At 58.7% G+C, this 24,213-nt stretch carries 17 protein-coding genes and 5 tRNA genes; 4 read left to right on the forward strand and 18 right to left on the reverse strand.

The features are described from left to right. Positions 1-43: 43 nt before the first annotated feature. From ACYU7Z_RS07080 to rpsU, 13 genes are all read right to left on the reverse strand, one after another. On the reverse strand, positions 44-2,521 hold the full coding sequence (locus tag ACYU7Z_RS07080) for a DUF5916 domain-containing protein (protein ID WP_460568806.1): 2,478 nt from the start codon (positions 2,519-2,521) through the stop codon (positions 44-46). 205 nt (positions 2,522-2,726) lie between these two features. Then, positions 2,727-4,562 (reverse strand): LTA synthase family protein, encoded by a 1,836-nt coding sequence (locus ACYU7Z_RS07085; protein ID WP_460568808.1) that lies wholly within the window; start codon positions 4,560-4,562, stop codon positions 2,727-2,729. Positions 4,563-4,623: 61 nt separating this feature from the next. After that, positions 4,624-5,217 (reverse strand): transcription termination/antitermination protein NusG, encoded by a 594-nt coding sequence (gene nusG / locus ACYU7Z_RS07090; RefSeq protein ID WP_460568810.1) that lies wholly within the window; start codon positions 5,215-5,217, stop codon positions 4,624-4,626. Positions 5,218-5,232: 15 nt separating this feature from the next. Next, complete coding sequence (gene secE, locus ACYU7Z_RS07095; protein ID WP_460568812.1) at positions 5,233-5,418, reverse strand: preprotein translocase subunit SecE; 186 nt, start codon at positions 5,416-5,418, stop codon at positions 5,233-5,235. A 50-nt stretch (positions 5,419-5,468) separates the two neighbouring features. Continuing rightward, positions 5,469-5,542, reverse strand: a tRNA-Trp gene (locus ACYU7Z_RS07100). 97 nt (positions 5,543-5,639) lie between these two features. Beyond that, positions 5,640-6,827, reverse strand: a complete 1,188-nt coding sequence (tuf, locus tag ACYU7Z_RS07105) for an elongation factor Tu (protein ID WP_460568814.1) — start codon at positions 6,825-6,827, stop codon at positions 5,640-5,642. A gap of 154 nt (positions 6,828-6,981) precedes the next feature. After that, positions 6,982-7,053, reverse strand: a tRNA-Thr gene (locus tag ACYU7Z_RS07110). Between the two features lie 72 nt (positions 7,054-7,125). Further along, positions 7,126-7,198 (reverse strand) — tRNA-Gly (locus ACYU7Z_RS07115). A gap of 126 nt (positions 7,199-7,324) precedes the next feature. Further along, positions 7,325-7,406 (reverse strand) — tRNA-Tyr (locus tag ACYU7Z_RS07120). An 11-nt stretch (positions 7,407-7,417) separates the two neighbouring features. After that, positions 7,418-7,490 (reverse strand) — tRNA-Thr (locus ACYU7Z_RS07125). 277 nt (positions 7,491-7,767) lie between these two features. Continuing rightward, entirely contained in the window at positions 7,768-8,067 is a 300-nt protein-coding gene (hpf, locus tag ACYU7Z_RS07130; RefSeq protein ID WP_460568816.1) for an HPF/RaiA family ribosome-associated protein, read from the reverse strand. A 163-nt stretch (positions 8,068-8,230) separates the two neighbouring features. Next, positions 8,231-9,127: a site-specific integrase gene (locus ACYU7Z_RS07135; RefSeq protein ID WP_460568818.1), complete on the reverse strand. Its 897-nt coding sequence runs from the start codon at positions 9,125-9,127 to the stop codon at positions 8,231-8,233. A gap of 64 nt (positions 9,128-9,191) precedes the next feature. Further along, positions 9,192-9,389: a small ribosomal subunit protein bS21 gene (gene rpsU / locus ACYU7Z_RS07140; protein ID WP_460568820.1), complete on the reverse strand. Its 198-nt coding sequence runs from the start codon at positions 9,387-9,389 to the stop codon at positions 9,192-9,194. Between the two features lie 100 nt (positions 9,390-9,489). Between rpsU and ACYU7Z_RS07145 the strand changes: the two genes are divergently transcribed. Then, a complete protein-coding gene (locus ACYU7Z_RS07145) occupies positions 9,490-10,089 on the forward strand; it encodes a riboflavin synthase (protein WP_460568822.1) in 600 nt (199 codons plus the stop codon). After that, positions 10,086-11,216, forward strand: coding sequence for a glycosyltransferase family protein (locus tag ACYU7Z_RS07150; RefSeq protein WP_460568824.1), 1,131 nt, complete (start codon positions 10,086-10,088; stop codon positions 11,214-11,216). The genes ACYU7Z_RS07145 and ACYU7Z_RS07150 overlap by 4 nt, the downstream gene beginning before the upstream one ends. Here ACYU7Z_RS07150 and ACYU7Z_RS07155 read toward each other — a convergent pair. The 5 genes from ACYU7Z_RS07155 to ACYU7Z_RS07175 form a co-directional block, all read right to left on the reverse strand. Further along, positions 11,122-12,360: an acyltransferase family protein gene (locus tag ACYU7Z_RS07155; RefSeq protein ID WP_460568826.1), complete on the reverse strand. Its 1,239-nt coding sequence runs from the start codon at positions 12,358-12,360 to the stop codon at positions 11,122-11,124. The two genes, ACYU7Z_RS07150 and ACYU7Z_RS07155, sit on opposite strands and share 95 nt — an antisense overlap. Positions 12,361-12,395: 35 nt before the next feature. Then, a complete protein-coding gene (gene hscA, locus ACYU7Z_RS07160) occupies positions 12,396-14,252 on the reverse strand; it encodes a Fe-S protein assembly chaperone HscA (RefSeq protein ID WP_460568828.1) in 1,857 nt (618 codons plus the stop codon). 63 nt (positions 14,253-14,315) lie between these two features. Further along, on the reverse strand, positions 14,316-15,116 hold the full coding sequence (locus tag ACYU7Z_RS07165; protein ID WP_460568830.1) for a methyltransferase domain-containing protein: 801 nt from the start codon (positions 15,114-15,116) through the stop codon (positions 14,316-14,318). Positions 15,117-15,211: 95 nt separating this feature from the next. Beyond that, positions 15,212-20,260, reverse strand: a complete 5,049-nt coding sequence (porU2, locus tag ACYU7Z_RS07170; RefSeq protein WP_460568832.1) for a putative type IX secretion system sortase PorU2 — start codon at positions 20,258-20,260, stop codon at positions 15,212-15,214. 26 nt (positions 20,261-20,286) lie between these two features. Beyond that, complete coding sequence (locus ACYU7Z_RS07175; RefSeq protein WP_460568834.1) at positions 20,287-21,396, reverse strand: PorV/PorQ family protein; 1,110 nt, start codon at positions 21,394-21,396, stop codon at positions 20,287-20,289. 264 nt (positions 21,397-21,660) lie between these two features. On the opposite strand from ACYU7Z_RS07175, the gene tyrS reads away from it, so the two are divergent. Both tyrS and ACYU7Z_RS07185 read left to right on the forward strand, forming a co-directional pair. After that, positions 21,661-22,935, forward strand: coding sequence for a tyrosine--tRNA ligase (gene tyrS / locus ACYU7Z_RS07180; RefSeq protein ID WP_460568836.1), 1,275 nt, complete (start codon positions 21,661-21,663; stop codon positions 22,933-22,935). An 18-nt stretch (positions 22,936-22,953) separates the two neighbouring features. After that, positions 22,954-24,063 carry a lactonase family protein gene (locus ACYU7Z_RS07185; protein WP_460568838.1) on the forward strand — a complete coding sequence of 370 codons (1,110 nt, stop codon included), beginning with the start codon at positions 22,954-22,956 and terminating at the stop codon, positions 24,061-24,063. The last annotated feature ends 150 nt before the right edge of the window (positions 24,064-24,213 follow it).

Consider the following 24,213-nt stretch of genomic DNA (forward strand, 5'->3'; position numbering starts at 1 on the left):
TATTCGATATTCGTTATTCGATATTCGCTATTCGATATTCTCCCTACTTCTTCCCCCACTTCCGGAACGTCAGGTAATCCAGGTAGTAGATCACTTTCACCGAGAAGTTGTTCAGCATCGGCGCATCGAGCGTGCGCGTCAGGTTCTTGCCGTAGCGGCTCATGTAGTCCTGGTAGTCGAAATCCTGCGTCTGGTTCTTCCACATGATGTTGAGGAAGGAGCCCGGCGCAAACTGCAGCGTATACGTGGCATCGACATTGAAGAAGTTGATGTTCTGGTTATTGAGCGCCATGCCCGTGTGCTTCGTCGGTGCCAGCGTGCCGTCCGATTGCAGGTCGTAGAGCTCTTTCACCTCCACATCGGTCCAGTAGTGACGCGCCCGGAGGTTGATGAAGGCACGGTTGGAGAAGCTGTACTTCACGCTGAACGTGTTCTCGATCGTGTTGCGGTTGCGGCGCGAGAGGAGCACGTCGGTGTAAGGACCATTCGCCACGGGACGGAAGTAGTCGTAGAATCCGGCGTTGTCGATCCAAGGGCTGTAATAGATATTGTAATCCACCGACACCTTGTCGTTGAAGCGGTAGCGCTGGTACACGGAGAAGTCGTAGCGGTGGCCGGCGAACTGTTCGTTGAAGTCGACACCGGCGTTGATGTTGACCTTGTACTTCTTGGCGTTGTTGGTCTCCACCCAGAAGTTGGTCATCAGCTTGCTCTGCGCAACGAAGTACTGCGGGTTGGCGCCGCCCTGGTAGTCGCGGGCTTCGTAGTAGTCGTGGCCATCGGCATTGTAGCCCACGTAGAAACCGGCATACCAAAGGTTCTTCAACTGGCCGTTGGCATTCACGTTCACCCAGTACTGCTGGTACGACATCGGCTTGAAGCGCATGCTGTAGCCCTGGTTGAAGTTCAGGTAGAGGCTGTTGAAATGCTTCGTGGGGCTCGTCCACTTGTACCCGACCCACATGTAGTGATCGAGGTAGTTGTTGTTGTTCATGAACCCGAGGTCGGTCTTGTCGTACTTGTCGTCGTACAGTTCCTCGCTGACGTTGAAGTTGAACCGGCCGCCGGTCTTGCCGAAGCCAAGTACGTGCGCATAGCCCGTCGTGTTCTTGCCGCCGGCGAAGATCTGGCTTACCGATACGTTGCCGTTCCAGTTGTACGTATTCTTCTTGTTGTTGATGTCGAAGAGGAAGGCGCTCACGTTGGCATCGGGGTCTTCGCCGTCGCGGAGCACGTTGGTGTTGATGAACGACACCGACGAATTGTTCTTCATTGTCTGGTCGAACACCAGCACGTTGTAGTTGGTGAGGTTGCCCGTCTTCACCTTCTCACGGTACTTGCCTGAGGAGTCGGACACGGTAGCGTACATAGCACGCTGCACGGCGTTGAATACACCGATGCCGAGGCCTTTGGTGGTGCGGCCGGAGAACTTGGTGGCGTTAATCAGTTTCGCCTGCGCGGGGTTGTCGATCACTTCGCCCTTCAGTTCGGCGGCGCGGGCGTAGGCGGCACCCATGTGCATCGGCGCATCGAGGCCGATACGGCGCGAGTAAAAGAGGTTGCCCTTGTTGAACAGCTCGGTGCCCTCGGTAAAGAAGGGGCGGTTTTCCTGGTAGCGCTGCTCAAACGGGGAGAGATTGAGCACGAGGTTGTCGGAGCGCACCTGGCCGAAGTCGGGGATCAGCGTCATGTCGAGCGTGAACGCATCCGACACGCCCCACTTCACGTCCATACCACCGGTAACCGAGCTGTTCCAGGCTTTCTTGCCGGCTTCGGGCTTCGAGTTGTTGGTGGCGTATACACCGAGGTAGGGCGAGAGCGAGAGACGCAGCGGCGGCTCGATCTTTTCGATCCCGGTCCACTCCCCTTCCTGGTTGATGAATCCGTTCTTCTGCGGGTCGACCGGGTTCCACATAAACTGCTGGCCGGTCTTGTTGCGGCGGCGCGTGATGTTGATGCCCCAGGTTTGGTTGGGCTTGCTCACGAAGCGCAGCGCCGAGTACGGGATCTCCATCTCGAAGCTCCAGCCGTCGTTGTGAATTTTCGCGGCACTGTTCCAGACGCCGCTCCAGGATCCGTCTTCACCGTTGGTGCTCGAGTACTTCGCATCAAACTGCTCGCCATGCGGCGTTACGTAAAAGCCGAAGGCGTTGATCTTGTCGTTGTAGGTATCGAAGATGACGCCTACGAAATCGTTCACGCCCACCACGTCGCGGCCTACGAGCTCGCGCGACACCGAATCACGTGTCCGCTCGTGGCAGTAGCCGCCAATGTAGATGGAAGTATTGCTGTAGAGGATGTACACTTCAGTGCCGGTGGCAGGATTCTCGGGCTTGCCGGAGGTAGGGCGCCACTCGATAAAATTGCTGGCGGGCTGCGCTTCCTTCCAGGCGGCCTCGCTCAGCTCACCATCGATTTTGAAGGCGGCCGTTGTGCGTTTCGCGGGAAGTTGCCGGGCTGTTTGAGCGGTAGCGGCAAGCGAGGAAAGGGTCAGGAGGAAAGCAAACGCGTGTCTGAGCATTGGTGTTCGGTTTGGTTCTGATCAGGAAAAACAGTTTGACGAAATTAGATGCTACGAATCCGTTCGGAGTTACCGCTTATCACAGCGGGCCGTCTTTTGGATTTCGTTAACGAATGTTATGCATTGTTACTGAACCTATACGTGCTGGGTTGCGCGAACGTTACAGGGAGCTTCGGATTTTGTTTGAGCGGCAGCGTTGTACATGCTACTTGTCGAGGTAATCCTGGTAGGTCAGCTGCTGCAGGGCCTGACCCGCGCGGATCATCCGCGGCGATGCGCCGGCGCTTTGCTCGAGCAGCTGCCGGCCAACGTTGTCGTAGAGAATGTAGCTACTGTCCTGGACATATCCGAAGCCGTTGTTGAACGAGAAGAAGGCCCGGCCGGAGGGACGGAGCAACGTGTGGCTGAACGGGAAGGCCGTTGAAGCGGTTCCGGGTGGTGCGAGCGTAGCGGCGATATCGAGCTGCGATACGTTTTGCAACACGGTTTGCGGTTGGATGCTGCCGCCAAGAAATAGTATGGGAATACGGAAGTTGTTGATCCGGCGGTCGCCCTCGGGGAGCGGGTGGCCGTGGTCGGCAACAATCACGAGTACCGTGTTCGCCCACCAGGGCTGTGCCTGGCAGCGGCGCACAAAGTGGTACAGCACGCTGTCGGTATAGTGCAGCGAGTTGAGAAACTGGTGCGTGTCGTCGTTGCCCGCGATCACCGTGGGCACGGGTGTTTCGAAGGGCTCGTGCGAGCTCAGCGTCAGCCAGGTGCGGAAGAAGGGATGGCCGCCCGCCGCGGTCTTCGTCACTTCATCGAACAATCGGTCGGCAACGACGCCGTCGTGCGCGCCCCACTTCGAGTTCTGGTCCTTCGCGGCGAAGTCGCTCTTCTCGATCAGCGGGTCGAAGCCTGCAGCCAGGAGGTACGATTTGATGTTGGCAAACTCGGGCTCGCCGCCGTAGTAAAATGAGGTACCGTAGCCAGCCGCCTTGTAAAGCGCGGGCAGGCTTTGCAGCTTGCGGGCCTTGTTGGGCAGTCGGATCACCGACGACTGCGGAAGGGCCGGGTAGCCACTGAGGACGGCGGGCAATCCTTTGTCGGTGCGGTCGCCGGAGGCCCAGGCGTTGGCGAACCAGAGTCCCTCCTGCTTCAATTGGTTGATGCCGGGTGTAACGGTTGTGCCCTCAAACACCTTGTCGATCACTTTCGCCGTACCGCTTTCCCAGATCACGACGAGCACATTGGGCCGGTTGCCAAGGTTGACGGGTAGATGGAGAGTGCCGGCCTGCGGCAGGCTGTCGACAACGCGCTGCGCTTCCGCCGCGGGCATATAGTTGTACGGGTTGACTTCGGAGCCGGCGGCCGTTTCGCTCAGCACGCCGAAGAGGAAGTTCCAGGGCACGTTGAGCGCTGCCTGGTTGGCGAAGTTGTTGGACGAAAAGTAAACCGAGCTTTGGTTGAGCGGGGTTTGCTGCAGGCCGCCGCGGGCGGGGATGATGAGCAGCGCCGTTGCGAGCAGCAGCAGCGGTACTCCGATGTACCAGCGCTCGGGGCGCTGCAGCCGCGTACAGAGGCGGCGGAGCAGCTTCACAGCACCGATACCGAGCAGCACGCAAAGCAGCAGGAACAGCAGCGTGTAGCGTACCACCGGCAGGTGGGAGATCGAAGCCCAGGCTTCGGCCGGTGCCGATAGGTACTTGAGCGGGGTGGCGTCGAGGCGGAAGCCCCACTGCCTGTACACCTCGATATCGCACACGATGAGCAGCAGTGCGGGTACGGCAACAACGATCGTGTAGACCTGGTAGATGAGTGGCTTTCGGAAGAAGGGCACAAAAAACGAAAGCAGTAGAAATACGGTCAGCGGGAGCGAGAGGTAGGCGGCCATCGAAGCGTCCATCCGCGCGCCGTACCAGAAGCTGGCGAGCGCCGTGGCCCCGGGCGTGTGCCGGAGCGCCCCCCATTGCCCGAGCAGGAAGAGCGCGCGCCCCGCTTCGAAGAAGAGGAGCCAGAGCAGGAAATACTGCAGGAGAAAGCGGAGGCGGGCGGGCATGGGGGCAAAAGTAAAAAAGCCACTCCGGAGAATGGCTTTTGAAAAATATTATGGCTTGATCTTAACCGATCTTCTCGACCTGCATGTAGTTGAGCTCGACCGGAGTGGAGCGACCGAAGATCTTTACCGTCACCTTGAGTTTCTTCTTCTCGTCGTTCACTTCCTCGATCGTACCGTTGAAGTCGTTGAACGGACCTTCGATGATCTTGATGGTTTCGCCTACGATAAACGGCTCGCTCATGGAGGCGCCACCGGCTTCGGCCATCTCGTCCATCTTGCCCAGCATCTTGTTCACTTCCGACTTGCGGAGGGCGATCGGGTTGTCCTTGCCCAGGAAGTGAATGACATTGGTGATGCCGGAGATCGTTTCGCGGAGCTCGTCGTGGAGCTTGCCGTCGGCCACTTCGATCATAACGTAGCCAGGATAGTAGTTGCGCTCGCGCATTACCTTCTTGCCGTTCTGGACCTTGTATACCTTTTCTACGGGGAGGAACACCTGCTTGACCACATTGCCCCATCCGCCGCGCGATACTTCCTTATCGAGGTATTCCTTGACCTTGCGCTCTTTACCGCTTACCACGCGCAGCACGTACCATTTGGTTTCGGGCTGGGGGGCGGATTCCGTTTCGGTCGTATTCGTCTTATTTTCTTCCATGGTAGTTCCGCTCGGTTATTTGTAGATAAAGCCCAGGCCGGTGCCGGCGATGAGGTCCATCAGGGCCACGAGGGCGGTGATGAGCAGGGTAGCAACCAGGACGATCATCGTGGACTGCTGGAGCTGCTGCCAGGTGGGCCAGGTTACCTTCTGCGTCAGTTCGCGGAAGGACTCGCTGAAGTAGTTGGATACTTTGTTCATAGAATCTTTTTAAAACGGCGAATGGCCCGGGGGAGCCATTTTGCCTCTGTTGGCACGGGCGGAGAGATTCGAACTCCCATCAAAGGTTTTGGAGACCTCTATTCTGCCATTGAACTACGCCCGTAGAAAGCTAAGAGCTATTAGCGCGGGGGCTAATAGCTCTTAGCATTATGTTGCGAAGATAAGAAATCTTGCGAATCAACAAGCTAAAAGCGGGAAGCTTACTTGATGATTTCCGTAACCTGACCGGCACCTACGGTACGGCCACCTTCACGGATAGCGAACTTGAGACCTTTTTCCATGGCGATCGGCTGAATCAGCTTCACGGTGATGGAGGTGTTGTCGCCAGGCATGATCATCTCGGTTCCTTCGGGGAGTACGCACTCGCCGGTTACGTCCGTAGTACGGAAGTAGAACTGGGGGCGGTACTTGTTGAAGAACGGCGTGTGACGGCCACCTTCCTCTTTCGAAAGAACGTAAACTTCGGCCTTGAATTCGGTGTGCGGCGTGATCGAACCGGGCTTGCAGATTACCATACCACGACGGATCTGGGTCTTTTCAATACCACGGAGGAGCAGACCGGCGTTGTCACCAGCTTCACCTTCGTCGAGGAGCTTGCGGAACATTTCAACACCTGTGCAGGTAGAAGTCAGGGGGTGCTCGATGAGACCTACGATCTCTACGGGCTCACCAACCTTGATACGACCGCGCTCGATACGACCGGTAGCAACCGTACCACGACCTGTGATCGAGAATACGTCTTCCACCGACATGAGGAACGGCTGGTCAACGGGGCGGGGAGGCAGGGGGATATAGCTATCCACGGCGTCCATCAGCTCGTTGATCTTGGCCACCCACTTCTCGTCACCAGCAAGAGCGCCGGTAGCCGAACCCTGGATGATGGGTGTATTGTCGCCGTCGAAGCCATAGGAGCTCAGGAGGTCGCGGACTTCCATCTCAACGAGTTCCAGCAGCTCGGGGTCTTCCACGAGGTCAACTTTGTTCATGAAAACAACGAGACGGGGAACACCTACCTGGCGGGCGAGCAGGATGTGCTCTTTCGTCTGGGGCATCGGACCGTCGGTTGCAGCCACAACTAGGATAGCACCGTCCATCTGGGCGGCACCGGTGATCATGTTCTTAACGTAGTCGGCGTGACCAGGGCAATCCACGTGCGCATAGTGACGGGTAGCCGTTTGGTATTCAACGTGAGCCGTGTTGATGGTGATACCGCGCTCTTTTTCTTCGGGAGCACCGTCGATATCATCATAGTTCTTTTTTTCCGCCAGACCTCTTTTTGACAAAACGTCGGTGATGGCGGCCGTCAAGGTTGTCTTACCGTGGTCAACGTGACCAATGGTACCAACGTTAACGTGGGGTTTATCCCGCTTAAAGTTCTCTTTTGCCATTGTATTTGTTTTTAGTTGTGGACTACAAATTTACGATTCCAAAAAAACCTTCGCTCTAATCAGAGGAAGGGACTCATACCAGGGCGCCCGCAACTTCCGGAAAAGCTGTTCCGCCTCAACATCATCGACCAGCCGGAGCCAGTTGTTTTGGTTGAGCCGTTGATGAGAATTGAACTCACGACCTCTTCCTTACCAAGGAAGTGCTCTACCCCTGAGCTACAACGGCTTGCTCTCTTCTGCCCGGGGGCTTACGAGAAAAACGTTCGGAGCGCCTTCGCCGAAGCTACGGCGCTCAGTGAGCGGGAGACGAGGCTCGAACTCGCCACCTATAGCTTGGAAGGCTATCGCTCTACCAAATGAGCTACTCCCGCAATTCCAATGTGCTAATGTGCTGGCCTGCTAATCTGCTAATAAACGCAGGCAACACGTAAGAACATCATCAAAGAACAGACTCAATCAGCAGACTAGCAGACTTACTAATCAGCAGATTAAGTTTGTGGGCAGGAGTGGATTCGAACCACTGAAGTCGAAGACAGCGGATTTACAGTCCGCCCCATTTGGCCGCTCTGGAACCTGCCCGTTTAACTAGGAGCCGCTTGTCGGAGTCGAACCAACGACCTACTGATTACAAATCAGTTGCTCTACCAACTGAGCTAAAGCGGCTTATTTCCTGATCGCAGGTGATGCAATCCGGCAGCCCTTCAGCCGTTCGGAGACGCGTTGACACTCAGCAATCTAGTTTTAAAAGAACTCCCTTTGTTTTCGGGATGGCAAAGGTAACGGAATTACCCATTCCACAAAAAAAAGCAGAATTTTTTATTTAGGATTTTTTTGAGCTTGCCTCCCCTTTACCGATGCCTTTGCCAAAGGCGCCATGTCCGCTGCCGTATGGGCAAAAAAAAGACCTCCCGCGGGAGGTCTCTGAATTCAGTGGGCAGGGCTAAGCAGCGAGCTTTTCTTTTTTACGCTTTATCTGGTTAACGAGCGACTCAAAAGCTTCGTCGAATGAGGCTTCGAACGACTTGCTGGTGGCCTTCACGAAAAAGTCGGCTTTCGGAACATGCACCCGTATCTCGGCGACCTTGTCTTTGATGTTATGGACGATATTATCCAGTTTCAGAAAGACATCCACTTTGATGATGCGGTCGTGAAACTGGGGGAGCTTCTCAATCTTAGCTTGTACGAATTCGATCAGTTTCCGATCAGCATCAAAGTGCACCGTTTGGATGTGAAGGTTCATAGAATCAGTATTTAGACGATGAAACAATATGTAAAAGAGCAGTTGTAACTACACCCGGGGGCTTGCCATGAAGTTAGGGCAAATGCATTGTACCCGAAAGCAATTTTTCCTGAAAATAATCAGCTCCGCAGCAGAGTTTTAACACTTCCCCCCGCGCGCCGCCTCAGGCCTTCGGATGAAAATTTTTGTGGACGTTTTTGAGCTTTTCGATGGTATTGTGCGTATACACCTGCGTCGCCGCCAGCGAACTGTGTCCCAGCAACTCCTTTACGGCGTTGAGCTCCGCGCCGGCACCCGTCAGGTGCGTGGCGAAGCTATGGCGCAGCACGTGCGGGCTTCGCTTGTCAATGGTGGTGACAAGGGTCAGGTACTGCCGCACAAAGCGGTAGACGTAGCGGGGTTGCAGCGGCGCGCCCTTTTCGCTCACGAGCAGCACGTTGCGGTCGGCAGCGGGTTGCGAGGCCTTTTCGCCGAGGTAGGCACTGATCTGCGCCAGCACAGCGTCGCTGATGGGGATGATCCGCTCCTTGTTGCCCTTACCCAGCACCTTGAGCGAGTAGGCCGACGCGTTGACGGCGCTTTCCCTGAGCCCGGTGAGCTCGCTGAGACGCATCCCGGTGTTGTAGAAAAGCAGCAGGGCCAGGCGCTCCGTGCGGCCGCGGAAGGAATCGGGAAACTCCACGTAGTCGAACAGCGTGCGGATGTCTTTTTCGGCCACGAATTGCGGGAGACGCTTTTCATTCTTGGGCGCTACCACCTTCGCCATCGGGCTTTGAGTGATGAGTCCCGTTTTCTGGCAATGCTTGAAAAAAGACCGCAGCGCGGAGATCTTCCGGTTGAGGGTCTTGGCGCTGAGGCCGGCGTCTTTGAGGGAGGCGAGCCAGCTGCGGATAAAGCTGTGGGTGATCTCGCCGGTCGGTACGGGCCCGAACTGCATTTCGAGAAAGTCGAGAAAGCCGGTCAGGTCGTTTTCGTACGACAGGAGGGTATGCCGCGAGTAGCGCTTCTCGAACTTGAGGTAATCCAGGAACGGCTGGAGCCGGGGGTGGGCTACGGGCATAAAAAAAGAATAGCTGCAAGGTACGAAACCCTGCAGCTATAAAGTATCGGCTCCAGTAGAGGTATTAAGCTTCGATCTTGCCGCTGGCAATCTGTTGCTTGTAGACAGCCTTCAGCACCTGGCCACGACGGCGAACCGACGGCTTGGTGAAGGACTGGCGCTCCCGAAGCTGCAATAAGATCTTGGCCTTTTCGAATTTCTTCTTGTACTTCTTAAGGGCCTTGTCGATGTTCTCGCAGTCTTTAGAATCGATGATTAACATGCGTTATACCTCCTTTAGTGTTTTTTAATTTCGAAGCGCGAAGATAGCCTCTTTTGGAGTTACCGGCCAAAATAAATTGCAAAAAGACGAAGTTTGCGGCATGTTTACAGGGATCATCGAAGCTTTTGGCACCGTCCGCGACGTGGCCCAGCAGGGCGCGAACAAGACTTTCTGGCTCCAATCGCCGCTCGCCGGTGAGCTGAAGGTAGACCAGAGCCTGGCCCACAACGGTGTTTGCCTGACCGTGGAAGAGGTGCACAACGAGCACTACCGCGTAACGGCCGTGGAAGAAACCCTTGAAAAGACCAACCTCCACGAGTGGGGCCCGGGCACCCTGGTGAACCTCGAGCGCTCGCTCCTCCCCTCCAGCCGCCTCGACGGGCACTTCGTGCAGGGCCATGTAGACAGCACCGGCATCTGCGAGCAGATCGACGACCGCGAAGGCTCCTGGGAAATGCGCTTCTGGTTTCCGAAGAAATTTGCGCCGCTGGTGATCGAAAAAGGCTCCATTGCGCTCAACGGCGTCAGCCTTACCATATTTGACGTCCGCAAAAAGCATTTTACGGTGGCCGTCATTCCCTACACCTTCTCGCATACCAACCTCCACGCGCTCAACGAAGGCTCGCTTGTCAACCTGGAGTTTGACCTGCTCGGCAAATACCTGCAGCGCCGCGCGTCCCTGAAAACGTCGGGCCGATGAGCGGGCGCCGCCGCGACGGCCTCCTGCTCCTCCTGCTCTTCGTGGCAGCGCACGTGCTGCTCTACCGGTCGTCGGGTATCGTGTCGACGCTTGAGGCGGAGAAATATGTACGCCAGGCTGACCTGCTGCTCAAGGGCAGTTTCCCCGGCTCTCCCAAATATTATTACTACCTGCCGATCATTTACCTGATCGCCTTTGCGCAGAAGTTCGGCCTGGGCTACTCCTTTGTTGTCGGCGTGCAAACCGCGCTGTCGCTCGCTTCGCTGCTGGCCTTCTACCGCGCCACAGAGCGGATCTTCTCCCGCGCCGCCGCGCTGGTTGGTGGTATCCTGCTGTGCGTGTTCCTCCCCTATTTCTCCTGGGACTTTTACCTCTATTCCGAGTCGCTTTTTTTCAGCGGGGCGATGCTCCTGTACTACTGCATCGCGCGGCTCGACGTGCTCCGCGCCCGCCAGGTGCTCCCTGTTTTCGGGCTGCTGGCTGCGCTGCTTTTTACGCGGCCTTTCGGGGTGCTGTTCATCCCGCCGGTATTCGTGTACCTGCTCGCCGCCCGCTACCGGAGCCGCGCCGACCGGTTTATCGCCTGGGGTTTTTCACTGGCCTTCGGGCTCGTGATGCTGCTGGTAATCAACCGGATCTTTCACGGCGGCGAAGACATGGATGCGATGAAGCCGTTTGTAGAGGAGCACGTCGTTTGCTTTGTGCCGCAGAAGCCCCAGGGCGCCGCGCTCGACCTGCACTACTACGACAACGGCCTGCGCGACATCGGCTATTATATCGTTCATAACCCCGGCCATTTTGCCCGTCTTATGGCGCTGCGCCTCTGGTCGTTTTTCAGCATGACCCGGCCCTGGTATTCGCGCGCGCACAACGTGGCGCTGGCGGCTTTTCTCATACCGGTCTATGCGTTCTTTTTCGTTGGGATCGCCCTGGCCATCAAGCGCTGGAAACGGGCCTATAACTACCTCGTGGCCCTGCTGATCCTCTACCCGCTTGCCGTTACCTTCCAGTGCGACGACTGGCATGCCCGCTTTACGATGCCGGTTCTCGTTCCGGTGTTTGCGTTTGCTGCGTTTGCGGCGACGGAGTGCTTCCGGAAGCTTCGGCAACGGCCTGTTGCGGGTTGATCCGCTTGAAGCGGTCTTTTAATCGCAAGAAAGGTGTTTCCACCCAGCGATACGACAGCCAGCCAAGGCCGGTAGCATAGCCTGCCGCCAGCAGCAGCAGTACGCCGAAGCGAATCGATCCGCTGAGCGGCAACAGCGCCACCGTGCGGACTGCCAGAAGCAGCGCAATAATGTGAAAGAGGTAAATCCCGTACGACCGGTTACCCAGGTACACAAGCCAGCGGCTATGGTACCGGACAAGGCTTCTTGCCGGGAAAGAGGCGACGAGCATAAGCCCGCCGGCAAGTAGCGCCAGTAGCTCCAGGTGCACAACGGGCAGCACAACCTGCGTTGCCACGACGGCAAGCAGCAGCGCATAAAGCAACAGCTGCACATCGGTACGCTTGAAGATGCCGAGCCAGCGTCTCCCGCAGAAATACGAGTATCCCAAAAAGGACCCGATCGCGAAAGTCGAGAAGCGGCTGTATTGCAGGTAGGTGATCGCTTTCAGTGCATAGGCGAACGCGGTGCCCGAGTACTGGAGCGCCGGGTTGCGGGCATAAGCCCAATCGTGCAGAAGCCCGAGCAGCGGCATGCCGATGGCGATGGCCAGGAAGACCCCGGCCCGCCGGCGACGCACGAGCAGGAAGAGCAGGCCCCAGAGGAAGTAGAATTGCTCTTCAATCCCGATCGTGTAGGTGTGGTGCAGGTAAGGCACCATCGCGTGGTAGAAGGGAACGATGTGCGGCAGAAAGGAAAAGTAAAGCGCGTAGCAGCGGGCCGGGTCTGCGGCAAAAAAGGCGTCGCTGACATGCGGGATGTTGAAGAAGGCCGTGCGGTTGACGAAGCCCCAGACGATCAGCAGAAGGAGGAAGTAGGCCGGCCAGATCCGCAGAATACGGCGGAGAAAGAAGTTGCGCAGGCTGAGCCGCCCGAGCTTGCGCTCCTCGGCGAGCAGCAGGAAGGTGATGAGGAAGCTGCTTGCCACGAAGAAAAACTGCAGCGCCACGTTGCCGAGCGCCTGCAGGTAGCCATAGCCGGCGTGGCATTGGCCGAAATCGCAGTCCGTCATGAACAGGTGCGCCAGCAGGATCACAAGGATACTGAGGTAGCGCAGCCCGTAGAAGCCATCGAAATCGCGTTCGTGGGAATTGGAGGTCGGCATGGTGCCCGATGAAGTTACCGGTTTTGGACGCAACCTCAGATCTTCTTCCCTTTCATCGCCTCACCGATGGCGTTGTCCATCAGGCGCTCGGCATAGGGCCGCGAAATGTTATTGAGGGCCTCGATGCCGCCCTGGATCGCATCCTTGTCGGTGCCGGCGATACGGGTTTCGAGTTCCTGCATGGCGCTGCGTGTCGCAGCCAGTTCCTCCGCCGTTACAAAGCCTTCATTTTTCCGTAAAAAGTTTTCCGTGGTTTCGAGCAGCAGGCGGGCTTCGGTCTGGGCCTCCACCAGCGCGCGTGTTTCCATGTCGGCACGCGCATTCTGCAGCGAATCGAGCAGCATCGACTCCACCTCGCTGTCGGTAAGGCCGTACTGCGGGCGCACTTCCACCGATTGCTCCACGCCGCTGCGCAGCTCGCGTGCTTTCACGAGCAGGATGCCGTCGGCGTTGATCAGGAAGGACACCTCCACTTTCGGCAACCCCGCCGGCATCGATGGAATGCCGGTCAGGTTGAACTCGGCGAGCTTGCGGTTGTCCTGCACGAGGTCGCGCTCGCCCTGGTATACGGAGATGCGCATCCCGCTCTGCCCGTCTTTCTGTGTCGTGTACTGGCGGCCGGCCTTCGTGGGGATTTTTGCGTTACGCGGAATCAGCACGTCCATCAGACCTCCCATCGTTTCGATGCCGAGCGACAGCGGCGTTACATCGAGCAGGAGCACATCCTTGTTTTTACCGGCAAGGATATCGGCCTGGATCGCGGCGCCGAGGGCCACCACTTCGTCGGGATCCACTTCGTCGTGTACGGCACGCCCGAAAAAGGAAGCGACACTGTTCTTCACCAGCGGCACGCGCGTGGAACCGCCTACGAGCACTACTTCCTGGATATCGCCCACCGTCAGTTCCGCGTCGGCAAGTGCCTGGCGGCAGGAAGCGATGGTACGGTCAACAAGCGGCTGAACAAGGCTCTCAAAGCGGGCGCGGCTCAGCGTCAGAGTATGCCCGGCTATGCTGCGGGTGAAGCTGTCCTCGCTGCCCAATGCCTTCTTGGCTTCTTCGGCCAGCAGGCGCAGCTCCTGCGCAAGCGATTTGTCCTTTTCAAGCTGTGCGTCGCTGATGCCGGCCTCTCCCATCCAATGCTGCAGGATCGCGCGGTCGAAGTCGTCGCCGCCGAGGTAGGTATCGCCATTGGTGGAAAGCACTTCAAATACGCCACCTGAAATGCGCAGGATAGAAATATCGAAGGTGCCGCCACCGAGATCGTACACGGCTACCGTTTTTTCCTCGTTGCGGTCGATGCCGATGCCATAGGCGAGCGAGGCCGCCGTGGGCTCGTTGACGATCCGCAGCACGTCGAGACCGGCGAGGCGGCCCGCATCGCGTGTTGCCTGGCGCTGGGCGTCGTTGAAATAAGCCGGCACGGTGATCACGGCCTTATTGACCGGTGTTTTCAGGATGTGCTCGGCGCGTTCCTTCAGCGCTTTCAGGATATACGAAGACAGCTCGATCGGCGTATAGAACTTCCCGTTGACTTCTACTTTCACCAGGTTATCGCTGCCATCGTCGATGACGTTATACGTAACGTATTGAGCGGCCGTGGCGACATCCTTATAGGATTTGCCCATCAGGCGCTTTACAGAAAAGATGGTGTTGTGCGGCTCGGTCACGAGGTGGCCGCGCGCTTCTTCACCCACCGATATCGTTCCACCCGGTCCGAAATGAACGATCGAGGGCACGAGCCGCGAGTTATCGAATTCGCGGAGAACGGTGGGCTTACCGGTTTCCGGGTGAATGATGGCAATCAGGCTGTTGGTGGTGCCCAGGTCGATGCCCACGATTATTTCCTCCTGCTGCAGGGTACCGGTAGTGAGATTGATGCTGATCTTCGCCATGAGAGAAAGAAGTATTTACGGTTTATTGCGTGGTGGAAGGCGCCCTGCGGCGCTGCGCCACGCTTAAGATTTGCGTACGATCCAGGTGTCCTGCTCCGGACCCCAGTCGTGGACTTTTCCGGCCGCAAAGTTCAGCACCTGCCAGTCACCGGAAAAAAGAGTTTGCATGAAGGCCTCGGGTTGGTAAGCGCTGTAGGAACGGTGGCCTTCTTTTTCAACCGCATGAACCACGGCTGCGCCGCTGTCGAAGCGGGCCCGCTCGGGGGCCGTGAGCTTGCCCCGGAAGGCGTGGCCATGGGTCGTCAGCAGCAGCAGGCCGCCGGGGCGAAGCACGCGTTGCAACTCGCGGAGCCAGCGTGCATGGTTTTCCTCGGAGAGATGCGTCAGCACGGACAGCGCGTAGGCGGCGTCGAAGGATGCGTCGGCGAAGTCGAGTGGCGGCAGCACGCCGTTGCGGCGGAAGTCGATACCCGACAGGTGCGTGCGGCACCAGGCGATGGTGGAGGCATTGTAGTCGGACCCGGCAAAGGCGGCCGACGGCAGCAGCGCCGGCAGGTGGCGCAGCACCCGCGCGGGTCCGCAACCCCAGTCCAGGATGTGGGCGCTTTCGAGCGGCGCGTACGCCGACAATTGCTCCAGCACCCATTGGGCGGTAGCACGGCCATCGTGGTAGTAAAGCTCCTGGTCCATCCGGTACGACTCATACAGCATGTAATCGGGCGGCAACGCGAGCCCGGGGTGCGCGGCCCGGAAGCGGCGGTTGCGCCCGCGGAAACGCAGGCGATTGACGCCGAACCAGATCCGGTCAACGAGGGGCATGAGGCCGGCGGCGCGCACGCCGCGCAGGAAAAGGCTTTTCAGCATAGTACCGGCGCAAAAGTGCCGATTAATCGGGACTCGCGGAAAGAAAAAAGCAGCAGCCCGGGAGGACTGCTGCTTTCGAAAAGTATCGGGGCTGATCAACGCATCAGGTACATCTTGCCGTAGCCCTTGTTGAAGTACTTGTCGGTCTTTTCGCCCTGCGCCTTGTTGGTGAACTTCTCGAGCGATTGCCCGTTGAGGTTCGTGATCACGCGGTACAGGTAAACGCCGTTGGCCAGCTTGCCGCCGTACTGATCGGTGCCGTCCCACTTGAACTCGGTGATGTTGGTGCCGATATGCAGCGGGCCCAGTTCTTCCTTCGTGATCTCGCGCACCACTTTACCGGTGATGGTCAGGATCTGGATCCGGATATTCTGCGGCACCTCCGAGCCCGTGATGGTAAACACGAAGGCGGTCGACGTTGTAAAGGGATTGGGATAGTTGAGCATGTTGGAGATCATCGGCTTGTTGATCACCTGGAAGCCGATCTTGTACTCCATGCGCCCGGCGCCGTTGCCGCTCTTGTCCTTACCCGATACGACCAGCTGGTAATCGCCGTCGAGGAGGAAGTTGGGATGGAAGCGCACCGTTGCCTGGTTGTTCGATCCGCTGGTAGCCGGCTCGAAGCGGAGCGTGTCGTTGTCGAAACCATAGCTGTGGCTGACGCCGTCGGGATCGATCACCTGCAGCGACACCAGCGACGTGTCGTCGAGAAGGCGCCACTTGGCTTCGTCCTTCAAGCGGATGTCGATCGAAGGCCGCGCCGATACGATATCGCCGTTGAGGATATGGCGGTTGTCGAAGGTCACGTCGAGCAGCGGGTTGAGTGTATCACCGCGGACGTAGAAATTCTTGTAGATAAAGTTGTTGAAGTGATAGAGCTCCGGCTGGTCGTTGTCGGGGTTGACATCGACATACAGGGTGTTGAGTCCCACGAGGCGACGCGAGTCGATGGGGAAGCGCACATTCAGCGTATCACCTGCCGGCAGCGGCTTGAAGCGTCCGAGCTGGATCACCGTCGCCACGTTGTTGCGGTCGGTGACGATGGCCTTCACGCGGAGGCTGTCGAAGCCCACCTCGCTGACGTTCTTGAAGGCAAGTCGGAAGTTGATCGGCTCACCCACATCGAAGGTGTCGCGCATCTCGAACAGCAGGTTCGGCGCTACGGCGCCCTCTGCCCGCGGCGAGTAATAGATCCGCCAGTAATCGAGTTGCTGGGGCGTGTAATTGGCCGTATCCGACGTAACCATCCGAAGCTTCAGGTACGGGTATACCGAGGCATCGATGCCCGATACGTCCACGCTGTTCTGACCGGGGCGAATATCCCGGATAAGGGTATCGACCGTATTGTTGAGGCGTACGCCGAGGACGCTGACCAATACCGAATCGGGGCGCGAAGGCTCGAGATTGCTGCCGCTCCACTGCATCGTTTTCCAGCGGGCCGCGGGTCCGAAGAGCGGGCTCGTGATGCTGCCCGTAGAGTCGCTTGCCGGCGCCAGCGCAGTGAGGCTCATGACGTCGAAGCCACCTGCTGAAAGGCCTTGAACGGGTATGAAGTTGCTGTTGCCTTTCTGGAACACGAAGGCAAATACGCGCTTGCGGTTCATCGAGTCAATGAGCGTGAAGCCGGCGTTTTTCAGCACGTCGTAGAAGGTGTTGCCGGCGCCCTGGATGGCGGCGTCGGAAGCCCAGTTAGCGGCGTAGTTGGCGCTGGGGCTCACATCGCGGAGGATGTAGCGTACCACGATAAAGTCGCCATTGGGAATGCCGCGGATGAAATCGCGTGCCTTCCGGCGGCCCGACGTATCGTCGTTATACTGGAAGGTATACATCCGCTTGGGGCTGCCGCAAACGGTATTGCTTCCGTAACTGCCGGCGCTGTTGGGCAGCGCGTTGAACATCGGGTGGAAGGTGCGCCCGCTGAACACGTTGATGGCAAAGCCCACCTGGCATACGTTGCGGATATACGAATCACCATCTACGTTCACGACCATATCGCCCTCCTGCGTGGTGGCGCCGGCCGAGCCGAACGCGCCATTACGCACATAGAGCTCGTGCTGCACCTGGTTGTACAGGAAGCGGCGCGACGCCGAATCGAGGTGAATGCGCTCGTAATCGGAGTAGCGGTGCTGGTAGTAGTGCGACTGGTTGAAGCCGGTGTCGGAGCCCGCTTTGTACAGGAACGAGGACTTGGTCCAGTTGGGAATGCTGGTGCCCGTGATCTCGGCCACACGCCAGTAGTATACCTGGTTGTCGAGGAAGGTGATGGCGGGGTTGAATTCGAGCACGCCACCAGGGCCCGTCAGGTTCGTGGTCGTCTTCAGCGGCGAGTTGAACAGCTCGGTGGTATCGAGCTCCATCCGGTAGTTGCGCGTTGCAGCGAAAGGATTGGCCGTCGAGGCAACGAAGCGGATGTTCTGGCGCGATACGATGGCGTAGTTATACGGGTACACCGGGCGTGCCTCATCCTCGTAAATAAATACGTCCTTGCTGATGCTGTTGTTGGTCTCGAATTTCTCGGCGATCTCGTTGTCGGGGTCGATCGTGACCGTGATGCGGTTCAGGCCCTTGTCGCGGTTCGGGTCGATGGGGATGTCGAGGCCGATGGAGTCGATATAGCGGATGCCTGGCAGTGTATCGCGGAGCACCAGCGCGGTGCTGCCGTTGGGATACTGGCGCGTTACTTCCACCACTACCGGGTGGTCGATGGCGCGGCCCATGTTGATCATCTGCGCGGTAAGGTGAAAGTCGTTGTCGGCTACGGATACAAAGCCCGGAGACACGCGCACCAGCTGGTCTTCGATCACGTAATCGGGCTTGGCGTGCGGGTTGATGCGGAGCACAGGGTCGCCGTCGAGGTTGGCTTCTTCGGCCGTTGCGCGGGCGTAGAAGTCGCCTTCCGTATACACCGAGAACATATCGGCCACCGATCGGTTCATGATGGCGCCGATCGTTTCGCCGTACATCTTCGCGCTCAGGTTGGCGTAGAAGGGCCGCGAAAGGTTCTGCAGGTAATCGGTGATGCCGAAGTGGCTCGAGGCGATAAAGCCGATGGAGCCGCGGTTGGGCGCAAGCGTGTACTGCTCCGAGATCGTCTCGAGCGCGTTGAGGCGCGTTCCATTCAGGTTATACACGTTGCCCACGTTGCAACCCAGCGCCACGAACAGCGGGTACTTGCCCGGGTTGTTGTACTGATCGGGGTTATTGAGGTTGTATTCGAGGTGGCTGGAAGCCGAGTGACCGAAATAGGTAATCAGCGACAGGCCTTCGGCAAAGAGTCGGTCGAGCTCTCCGTTGTTGATCTGCTCGATGGTGTTGGGACTGTTCTTGATAAAGGTAGTGACCTTGGCGCCAAAGAGTGTATCGGAGATCGTTTGCTTGAGCTGGTCGAGGTACACCGACAGCGTGTTGATCAGCGCGGGCTCCGTGGAGCCGGCCAGGTGCACGACGTTCTTCATCCAGGCCTTGTCGGCGATCAGCGGCGACTGGAACTGCTGCGCCGCTTCGAACTGCCGCACCTTGGCGAGGTAGTTGGCCACCTCGTAGGGCCAGACCACCGACAGGCGGCCGATGGGCGTCTTGGGCTGGCTGGAGCCGGCGTCTGCCGTCAGCAGGTTGTCGGAAGCGGGGTAGCCCCAGGTCGGCACCAGGTTGAGCTGGTAGACCACCGGGTTGTTCTCGCCCACGCGTGCCTGGTTGTATACTACGCCCTTGCCGATGATGAAGACGCCCTGCGGCGCTGTCGGGAAGCGGTTGCGCGCATAGCGGATGAAGTTGGCGATGCCGAGCGGGTGCATCTTGATACCGAAGGCAAACTGGTCGATCAGGTCTTCGGTATAAAACGTCTTGGCGTTATAGCTGCCGCCGGCGCTCGAGGCGCGGTAGGCGCGGTACTCTTCTACCGGGTTGCTGCCGTTGGCGCCCTGCGTCATCGACGGGTGGGTGATGATCAGGTAGTCGCCGGCATTTTGCGCGAGCGCATAGTCGGTGAAGGTGCGCGACTGCAGCGCGGTTACGGGTGTCACCTGGGTACCGTCGGCGCGCACGAGCACCAGCCTGCGGCTGTCGGCCGAAGGAGGCAGCACAAAGCGGAACTGGCCGTTGACGTCGGTATTGGCAACGAGGCGAAGGCCGTTGGTAAGGTCGTAAAGAACGGGGGCGGCGCCTCCGTTGCTGAAGTTGGTCACTTGGATGTATTGTCCTGTGGCCGTCGCGGGCAGGCTGAATTCAAAAGAGCTGGCGCCGCCGAAGTTGAACTGCCGCGGGTAGGTGATCTCGTAGCGGTGGATCGCAAGGCGGTCGCTGCTGTACGTGGTATTGTTGAAAACAGTAACAGCAGCATTGCCCGTAGCCAGCCGGCTGATTGGGAACGTGGTGCTGTCGGTGAGCTCGTTGAAATAGTTCACCGGCCCGCCGATGGTGCTGTCGCCGTTGATGGTAACGCGGTAGCTCCGCGGGTTGGTAGCGCTGCCCGAGAGGGCGATGACGAATTTCGGCAGCGGAGCTGCGCCGGTATAGGGAAAGAGGTTGCTGAAGGTGGAACTGTTGGAGCCGTTGGTCGGAATGTACGCCGATGTCCAGCCCTCGCCGCGGTCGTAGCTCGACGAGTACATGTAGTCCCCCACGTTCACCGCGTAGCCGTTGTTGATCTGGTCTTTGAAATACCGGCCGGCCGTATAGAGGAAATAAGGCTCCGGCGAGAGGGCGGTGCCCGTAACGTTGTTGGCGGTCGTGGCGAGGCGCAGGTTCGGACCGTTGTTGACGGTAAGGAAATAGACGGCCGTATCGGTCTGCAGGCTCCAGCGGTTGGCCAGCTGGTAGTCGTGCTCGCGGTACAGCAGCGAGTCGGGGGCGCCGTCGTTCATCTCGCCCCAGAATTCGATATAGTCGGAAGCACCGAGCGTGCCCGAGGTCACGGTCGTATACAGGGGCACCTCGCGGCCATTGCGCCACAGCTGGAATCCCTGTGCGGGCGCCGCGCCGAGGCCGGCAGCCTGGAGCGTTGCCTGCGGAATGCGGTACAGGCCCGTAGCACCTACCTTGAACTTGTAGTAGGTCTTGCTATAGTCGATCCACTCGTTGTAATACGGCTGCGCGAAGGCCGACAGGCCCAGGAGCATCAGTAAACCCAGCAGAACTTTTTTCATAATGATGCAGTTTGGAGGATATGGGATTAGCGGGTTTTGCGTTTCTTATCATTCACCAGGTCCAGCTGCAGCGAAAAAACGTGGGTGTACAGGGCACTGCTCTGGTTGGCAAGGTTGGTAAAGGCGTAGTCGATGCGCACGTTCTGGAGCTTGAATCCGGCGCCGATGCTGGGCTGGTAGATCCAGACGCGCTGCTGGTTGGTCGTATCCTTGTCGGAAAGGGCACGCTGGAAGTTGTTGATACCGGCGCGGAGAAAAACCACCTGGTTCAGGTTGGCCTCGATGCCCAGGCGCGGGTCGATGTTGATGCTGCTCGAAGATACTACGGTGTTGCGCTGGCCGTCGAAGCTGAGGTCGAAGTTGGCCTCGGTCAGCAGGCCCGCTTTTTTGCCCAGCGGGAAGTAGCGGCCGACACCGAGCACCACGCGCGGCGCGGTCATTTCGGTGGAGCGTACGGGAATGTCGTTGTTGGTAAGGTAGAGGGCTTCCTTCTCGCGCTCGGTGAACGAGAACGACCAGGTATTGAAGGTGGTCGTGATGTCTCGGCCGGCAATCCCGAAGCGCCAGTTTTTGACCTGCATCTGCAGGCCCGCGTCGATGCCGAAGCCCCAGGCCTTGGCAAAGGACCCAACGGAGCGGTGGATCACCTTGGCGTTGACGCCAAACTGCATCTTGCGGTTGCCGCGGTCTTTGAGCTTCTGCGCCAGCGAAAAGAGGAAGGCATAGTCGGCCGACGAGAAGGAGCGGATGTTATTATAGTTGATGCTGCCATCGGGCTCCACCAGGAAAAGCGTGTTGGGAATGTCGTCGACACCGAAGCGGAGGGCCGTGAAGCCGAGCACCCGCTTGCCGCCCTGCATGGGAAGGGCGAGCGAGGCGTAATCAAACTTGCCGATGCCCGAAAAATACTCGGCGTGCATGGCGTTGATGTTGGTATGCTCCACGTGGGCAAGGCCGGCGGGGTTCCAGTAGCCGGCGGTTCCGTCGGAAACGGAAGCAACCTGGGCACTGCCCATGGCGAGGCCCCGCGCACCGACACCGATGTTGAGGAATTCATTGGAATACTTGCGGAACTGCGCTCCCGCGGAAACAGAACACAGCAGGGCGCCGCACAGCAGCATACGGAAGGGATTCATTCGGACGATTTTCAGGTCTTCAATAGTTTTGGAGGCGTTCTTCCAAAGGCAGAGTTAGCAAACAAATGTACTCTTTTTCGCCCCGAATAAGGTAAACCCCTAGCCGAATTCCCCCAAAAGCTCGGTAGTAGCAAACAAACGGCATGCCTAACAGTACAGTTTGTAGTTTGGGGTCTGTAGTTTGAAGTTGGCTGGCGCCGGCAGCCTGCTGAACCCCCTTACCCCCTAAACCTCCTGAACCTCCCGAACCCCTATTTTTGCCGCATGAATCTCATCGAGGAACTGCGCTGGCGGGGTATGATCCAGGACATTATGCCGGGAACCGAAGAACAACTGCTCAAGGAGCCGACGGCCGGCTATGTGGGCTTCGACCCGACGGCCGACTCGCTGCACATCGGCTCACTGGTACCGATCCTGCTGCTGGTGCACATGCAGCGCGCCGGTCACAAGCCCGTTGCCCTCGTCGGCGGCGCGACCGGGATGGTCGGCGATCCCTCGGGCAAAAGCTCCGAGCGCAACCTCCTTGACGAGGCCACCCTCGAAAAAAACGTCGCCGGCATCAAGGCGCAACTCTCCCGCTTCCTCGACTTCAGCGGCAGCGACGCCAACAGCGCCGAGCTGGTCAACAACTACGACTGGTTCAAGGGGCTTGAATTCCTCACGTTCATCCGCGATGTGGGCAAGCATATCTCCGTCAACTACATGATGGCGAAGGACAGCGTCCGCAAGCGCCTCGAGGGCGAGTCGGGGATTTCCTTCACGGAGTTTACCTACCAGTTGATCCAGGGCTACGACTTCTACTGGCTCTATAAAAACAAGAATTGCAAGCTGCAGGCCGGCGGCTCCGACCAGTGGGGCAACATTACCACCGGTACCGAGCTCGTTCGCCGCAAGGCCGGCGGCGAAGCGTTTGCCTTTACCTGCCCGCTCATCAAGAAGGCCGACGGCACCAAGTTCGGCAAGTCGGAAGGCGGCAACGTGTGGCTCGATGCGTCCAAAACAACGCCTTACCAGTTCTACCAGTTCTGGCTCAACGCCTCCGACACGGATGCCGAAAGCTGGATCAGGATCTTCACCTTCCTCGACCAGGCCACCATCAACAACCTGGTCGACGAGCACCGCGCCGACCCGGCCAAGCGCGTCTTGCAAAAGCGGCTCGCCGAGGAGCTGACGGTATTCGTACACAGCAGGGAGGAACTGGAGAAAGCGCTCGAAACAACGCAGAAGCTGTTCGCCAACGCCAGCGCGCCCGCCGAAAGCCTCAGCGAGCAGGACCTCGAAAGCCTTGAAGGCATCGTGACCATTTCGTATGAGCGCGGCAAGATCGACTCGGGTGTCGACGTGGTGAGCTTCCTTGCCGAAACCGGCATCTTTCCCAGCAAGGGCGAGGCCCGCAAGATGGTCCAGGGCGGCGGCGTGAGCCTGAACCGCAACAAGGTGACCGACGTGGCGCAGCCCGTTGATGCCTCCCTCCTGCTGCACGGCAAATACCTGCTCGTGAACAAGGGGAAGAAGAACACCTACCTCGTGCGTTGCTGAAGGTTGTAGCTTAGCGGCATGCAGAAGATCTTTCGTGTGCTGGCGTTGCTGCTGACCGCCGCTTCCTCCGCCTCCGCGCAGGCGCCGCTTACCCTCTTTGTCGGTACCTATACCCGCACGCCCGGCGCCGCCGGCCTGTTCGTGTACCGCTTCAACCCCGTCAGCCTCGAGGCCACGCTCCTCGACTCGGCGATCGCCGTAAATCCGTCCTACCTGGCGCCCAGCGCCGATGGGAAATTCCTGTACGCCGTCAGCGAACAGGGCAAGGGTCTCGGCAGCGTCCGCTCCTACCGCGTGCGCGGCGGCAAACTCGAGTTTATCAACGAGGTGTCGTCGGAAGGCGACGATCCCTGCTACGTAACCGTCGACCATAAGGGCCGCAACGTATTTGCCGGCAACTACAGCGGTGGCTCGCTGGCCCTCTTTGCAATTGCACCCGATGGCGGCCTCGCGCCGGCCGGAACGGTGTACCGGCTCACCGGCTCCGGGCCCAACCGCGAGCGGCAGGCTTCGCCGCATGTGCACAGCACCGTGCTGAGCCCCGGCGAAGACTACCTGCTGGCCGCCGACCTCGGCACCGACCAGGTGATCACCTATTCGTTTTCGCCGAAGAAGCACCGGCTTTCCGAAACGGGCCACGTTGCGCAGCTGCCCCCGGGCTCGGGACCGCGGCACCTCGAATTTCACCGCAACGGCAAGTGGGTGTACGTGATCCAGGAGCTGCGGGGGGCCATCAGTGCCTGCACCTTTGAGAAAGGCAAGCTCACGCCGTTCCAGGACATCAGCCTTATGCCCGAAGGCGCCAGCGCGCCGCCGCACAGCGCCGACATCCACCTCTCGCCCGACGGGAAATTCCTGTACGCCTCCAACCGCGCCCCGACGAACCATATCGCCATCTTCCGCATCGACGCCGCCACCGGCATCCTGGAGCGCATCGGCACGCAATCCACGGGCGGCGCCGTGCCCCGCAACTTCACCCTCGACCCAACCGGCAGCTTCCTCCTCGTCGCCAACCAGGACAGCGACCGCATCAACATCTTCAAAATAGACAAGGCCACCGGCCTCCTCAGCGACACGGGAAAGAGTATCGCCGTGCCGGCGCCGGTGTGTTTGAAGTGGCTCCGGTAGGAAGGGTTTTTGAGAAAGGTTTTGGAAGGTTTTGGAGGGTTTTGGAAGGTTTTGAAAGGCAGGAGATTTAGAAAGGTTCAGTGAGGTTTAAAAAGGTTGGGACAGATCGTCCGCGCCGGGCCCATGTGCAGCGATCGTGATTCATGTGGC

This window comes from Flaviaestuariibacter terrae (assembly GCF_054777635.1).

Bases quoted from the DNA above. Each gene is read 5' to 3' on its own strand.
- ACYU7Z_RS07080 (WP_460568806.1), bottom strand. From the start codon at position 2,521: ATGCTCAGACACGCGTTTGCTTTCCTCCTGACCCTTTCCTCGCTTGCC.
- ACYU7Z_RS07085 (WP_460568808.1), bottom strand. From the start codon at position 4,562: ATGCCCGCCCGCCTCCGCTTTCTCCTGCAGTATTTCCTGCTCTGGCTC.
- nusG (WP_460568810.1), bottom strand. From the start codon at position 5,217: ATGGAAGAAAATAAGACGAATACGACCGAAACGGAATCCGCCCCCCAG.
- secE (WP_460568812.1), bottom strand. From the start codon at position 5,418: ATGAACAAAGTATCCAACTACTTCAGCGAGTCCTTCCGCGAACTGACG.
- tuf (WP_460568814.1), bottom strand. From the start codon at position 6,827: ATGGCAAAAGAGAACTTTAAGCGGGATAAACCCCACGTTAACGTTGGT.
- hpf (WP_460568816.1), bottom strand. From the start codon at position 8,067: ATGAACCTTCACATCCAAACGGTGCACTTTGATGCTGATCGGAAACTG.
- ACYU7Z_RS07135 (WP_460568818.1), bottom strand. From the start codon at position 9,127: ATGCCCGTAGCCCACCCCCGGCTCCAGCCGTTCCTGGATTACCTCAAG.
- rpsU (WP_460568820.1), bottom strand. From the start codon at position 9,389: ATGTTAATCATCGATTCTAAAGACTGCGAGAACATCGACAAGGCCCTT.
- ACYU7Z_RS07145 (WP_460568822.1), top strand. From the start codon at position 9,490: ATGTTTACAGGGATCATCGAAGCTTTTGGCACCGTCCGCGACGTGGCC.
- ACYU7Z_RS07150 (WP_460568824.1), top strand. From the start codon at position 10,086: ATGAGCGGGCGCCGCCGCGACGGCCTCCTGCTCCTCCTGCTCTTCGTG.
- ACYU7Z_RS07155 (WP_460568826.1), bottom strand. From the start codon at position 12,360: ATGCCGACCTCCAATTCCCACGAACGCGATTTCGATGGCTTCTACGGG.
- hscA (WP_460568828.1), bottom strand. From the start codon at position 14,252: ATGGCGAAGATCAGCATCAATCTCACTACCGGTACCCTGCAGCAGGAG.
- ACYU7Z_RS07165 (WP_460568830.1), bottom strand. From the start codon at position 15,116: ATGCTGAAAAGCCTTTTCCTGCGCGGCGTGCGCGCCGCCGGCCTCATG.
- porU2 (WP_460568832.1), bottom strand. From the start codon at position 20,260: ATGAAAAAAGTTCTGCTGGGTTTACTGATGCTCCTGGGCCTGTCGGCC.
- ACYU7Z_RS07175 (WP_460568834.1), bottom strand. From the start codon at position 21,396: ATGAATCCCTTCCGTATGCTGCTGTGCGGCGCCCTGCTGTGTTCTGTT.
- tyrS (WP_460568836.1), top strand. From the start codon at position 21,661: ATGAATCTCATCGAGGAACTGCGCTGGCGGGGTATGATCCAGGACATT.
- ACYU7Z_RS07185 (WP_460568838.1), top strand. From the start codon at position 22,954: ATGCAGAAGATCTTTCGTGTGCTGGCGTTGCTGCTGACCGCCGCTTCC.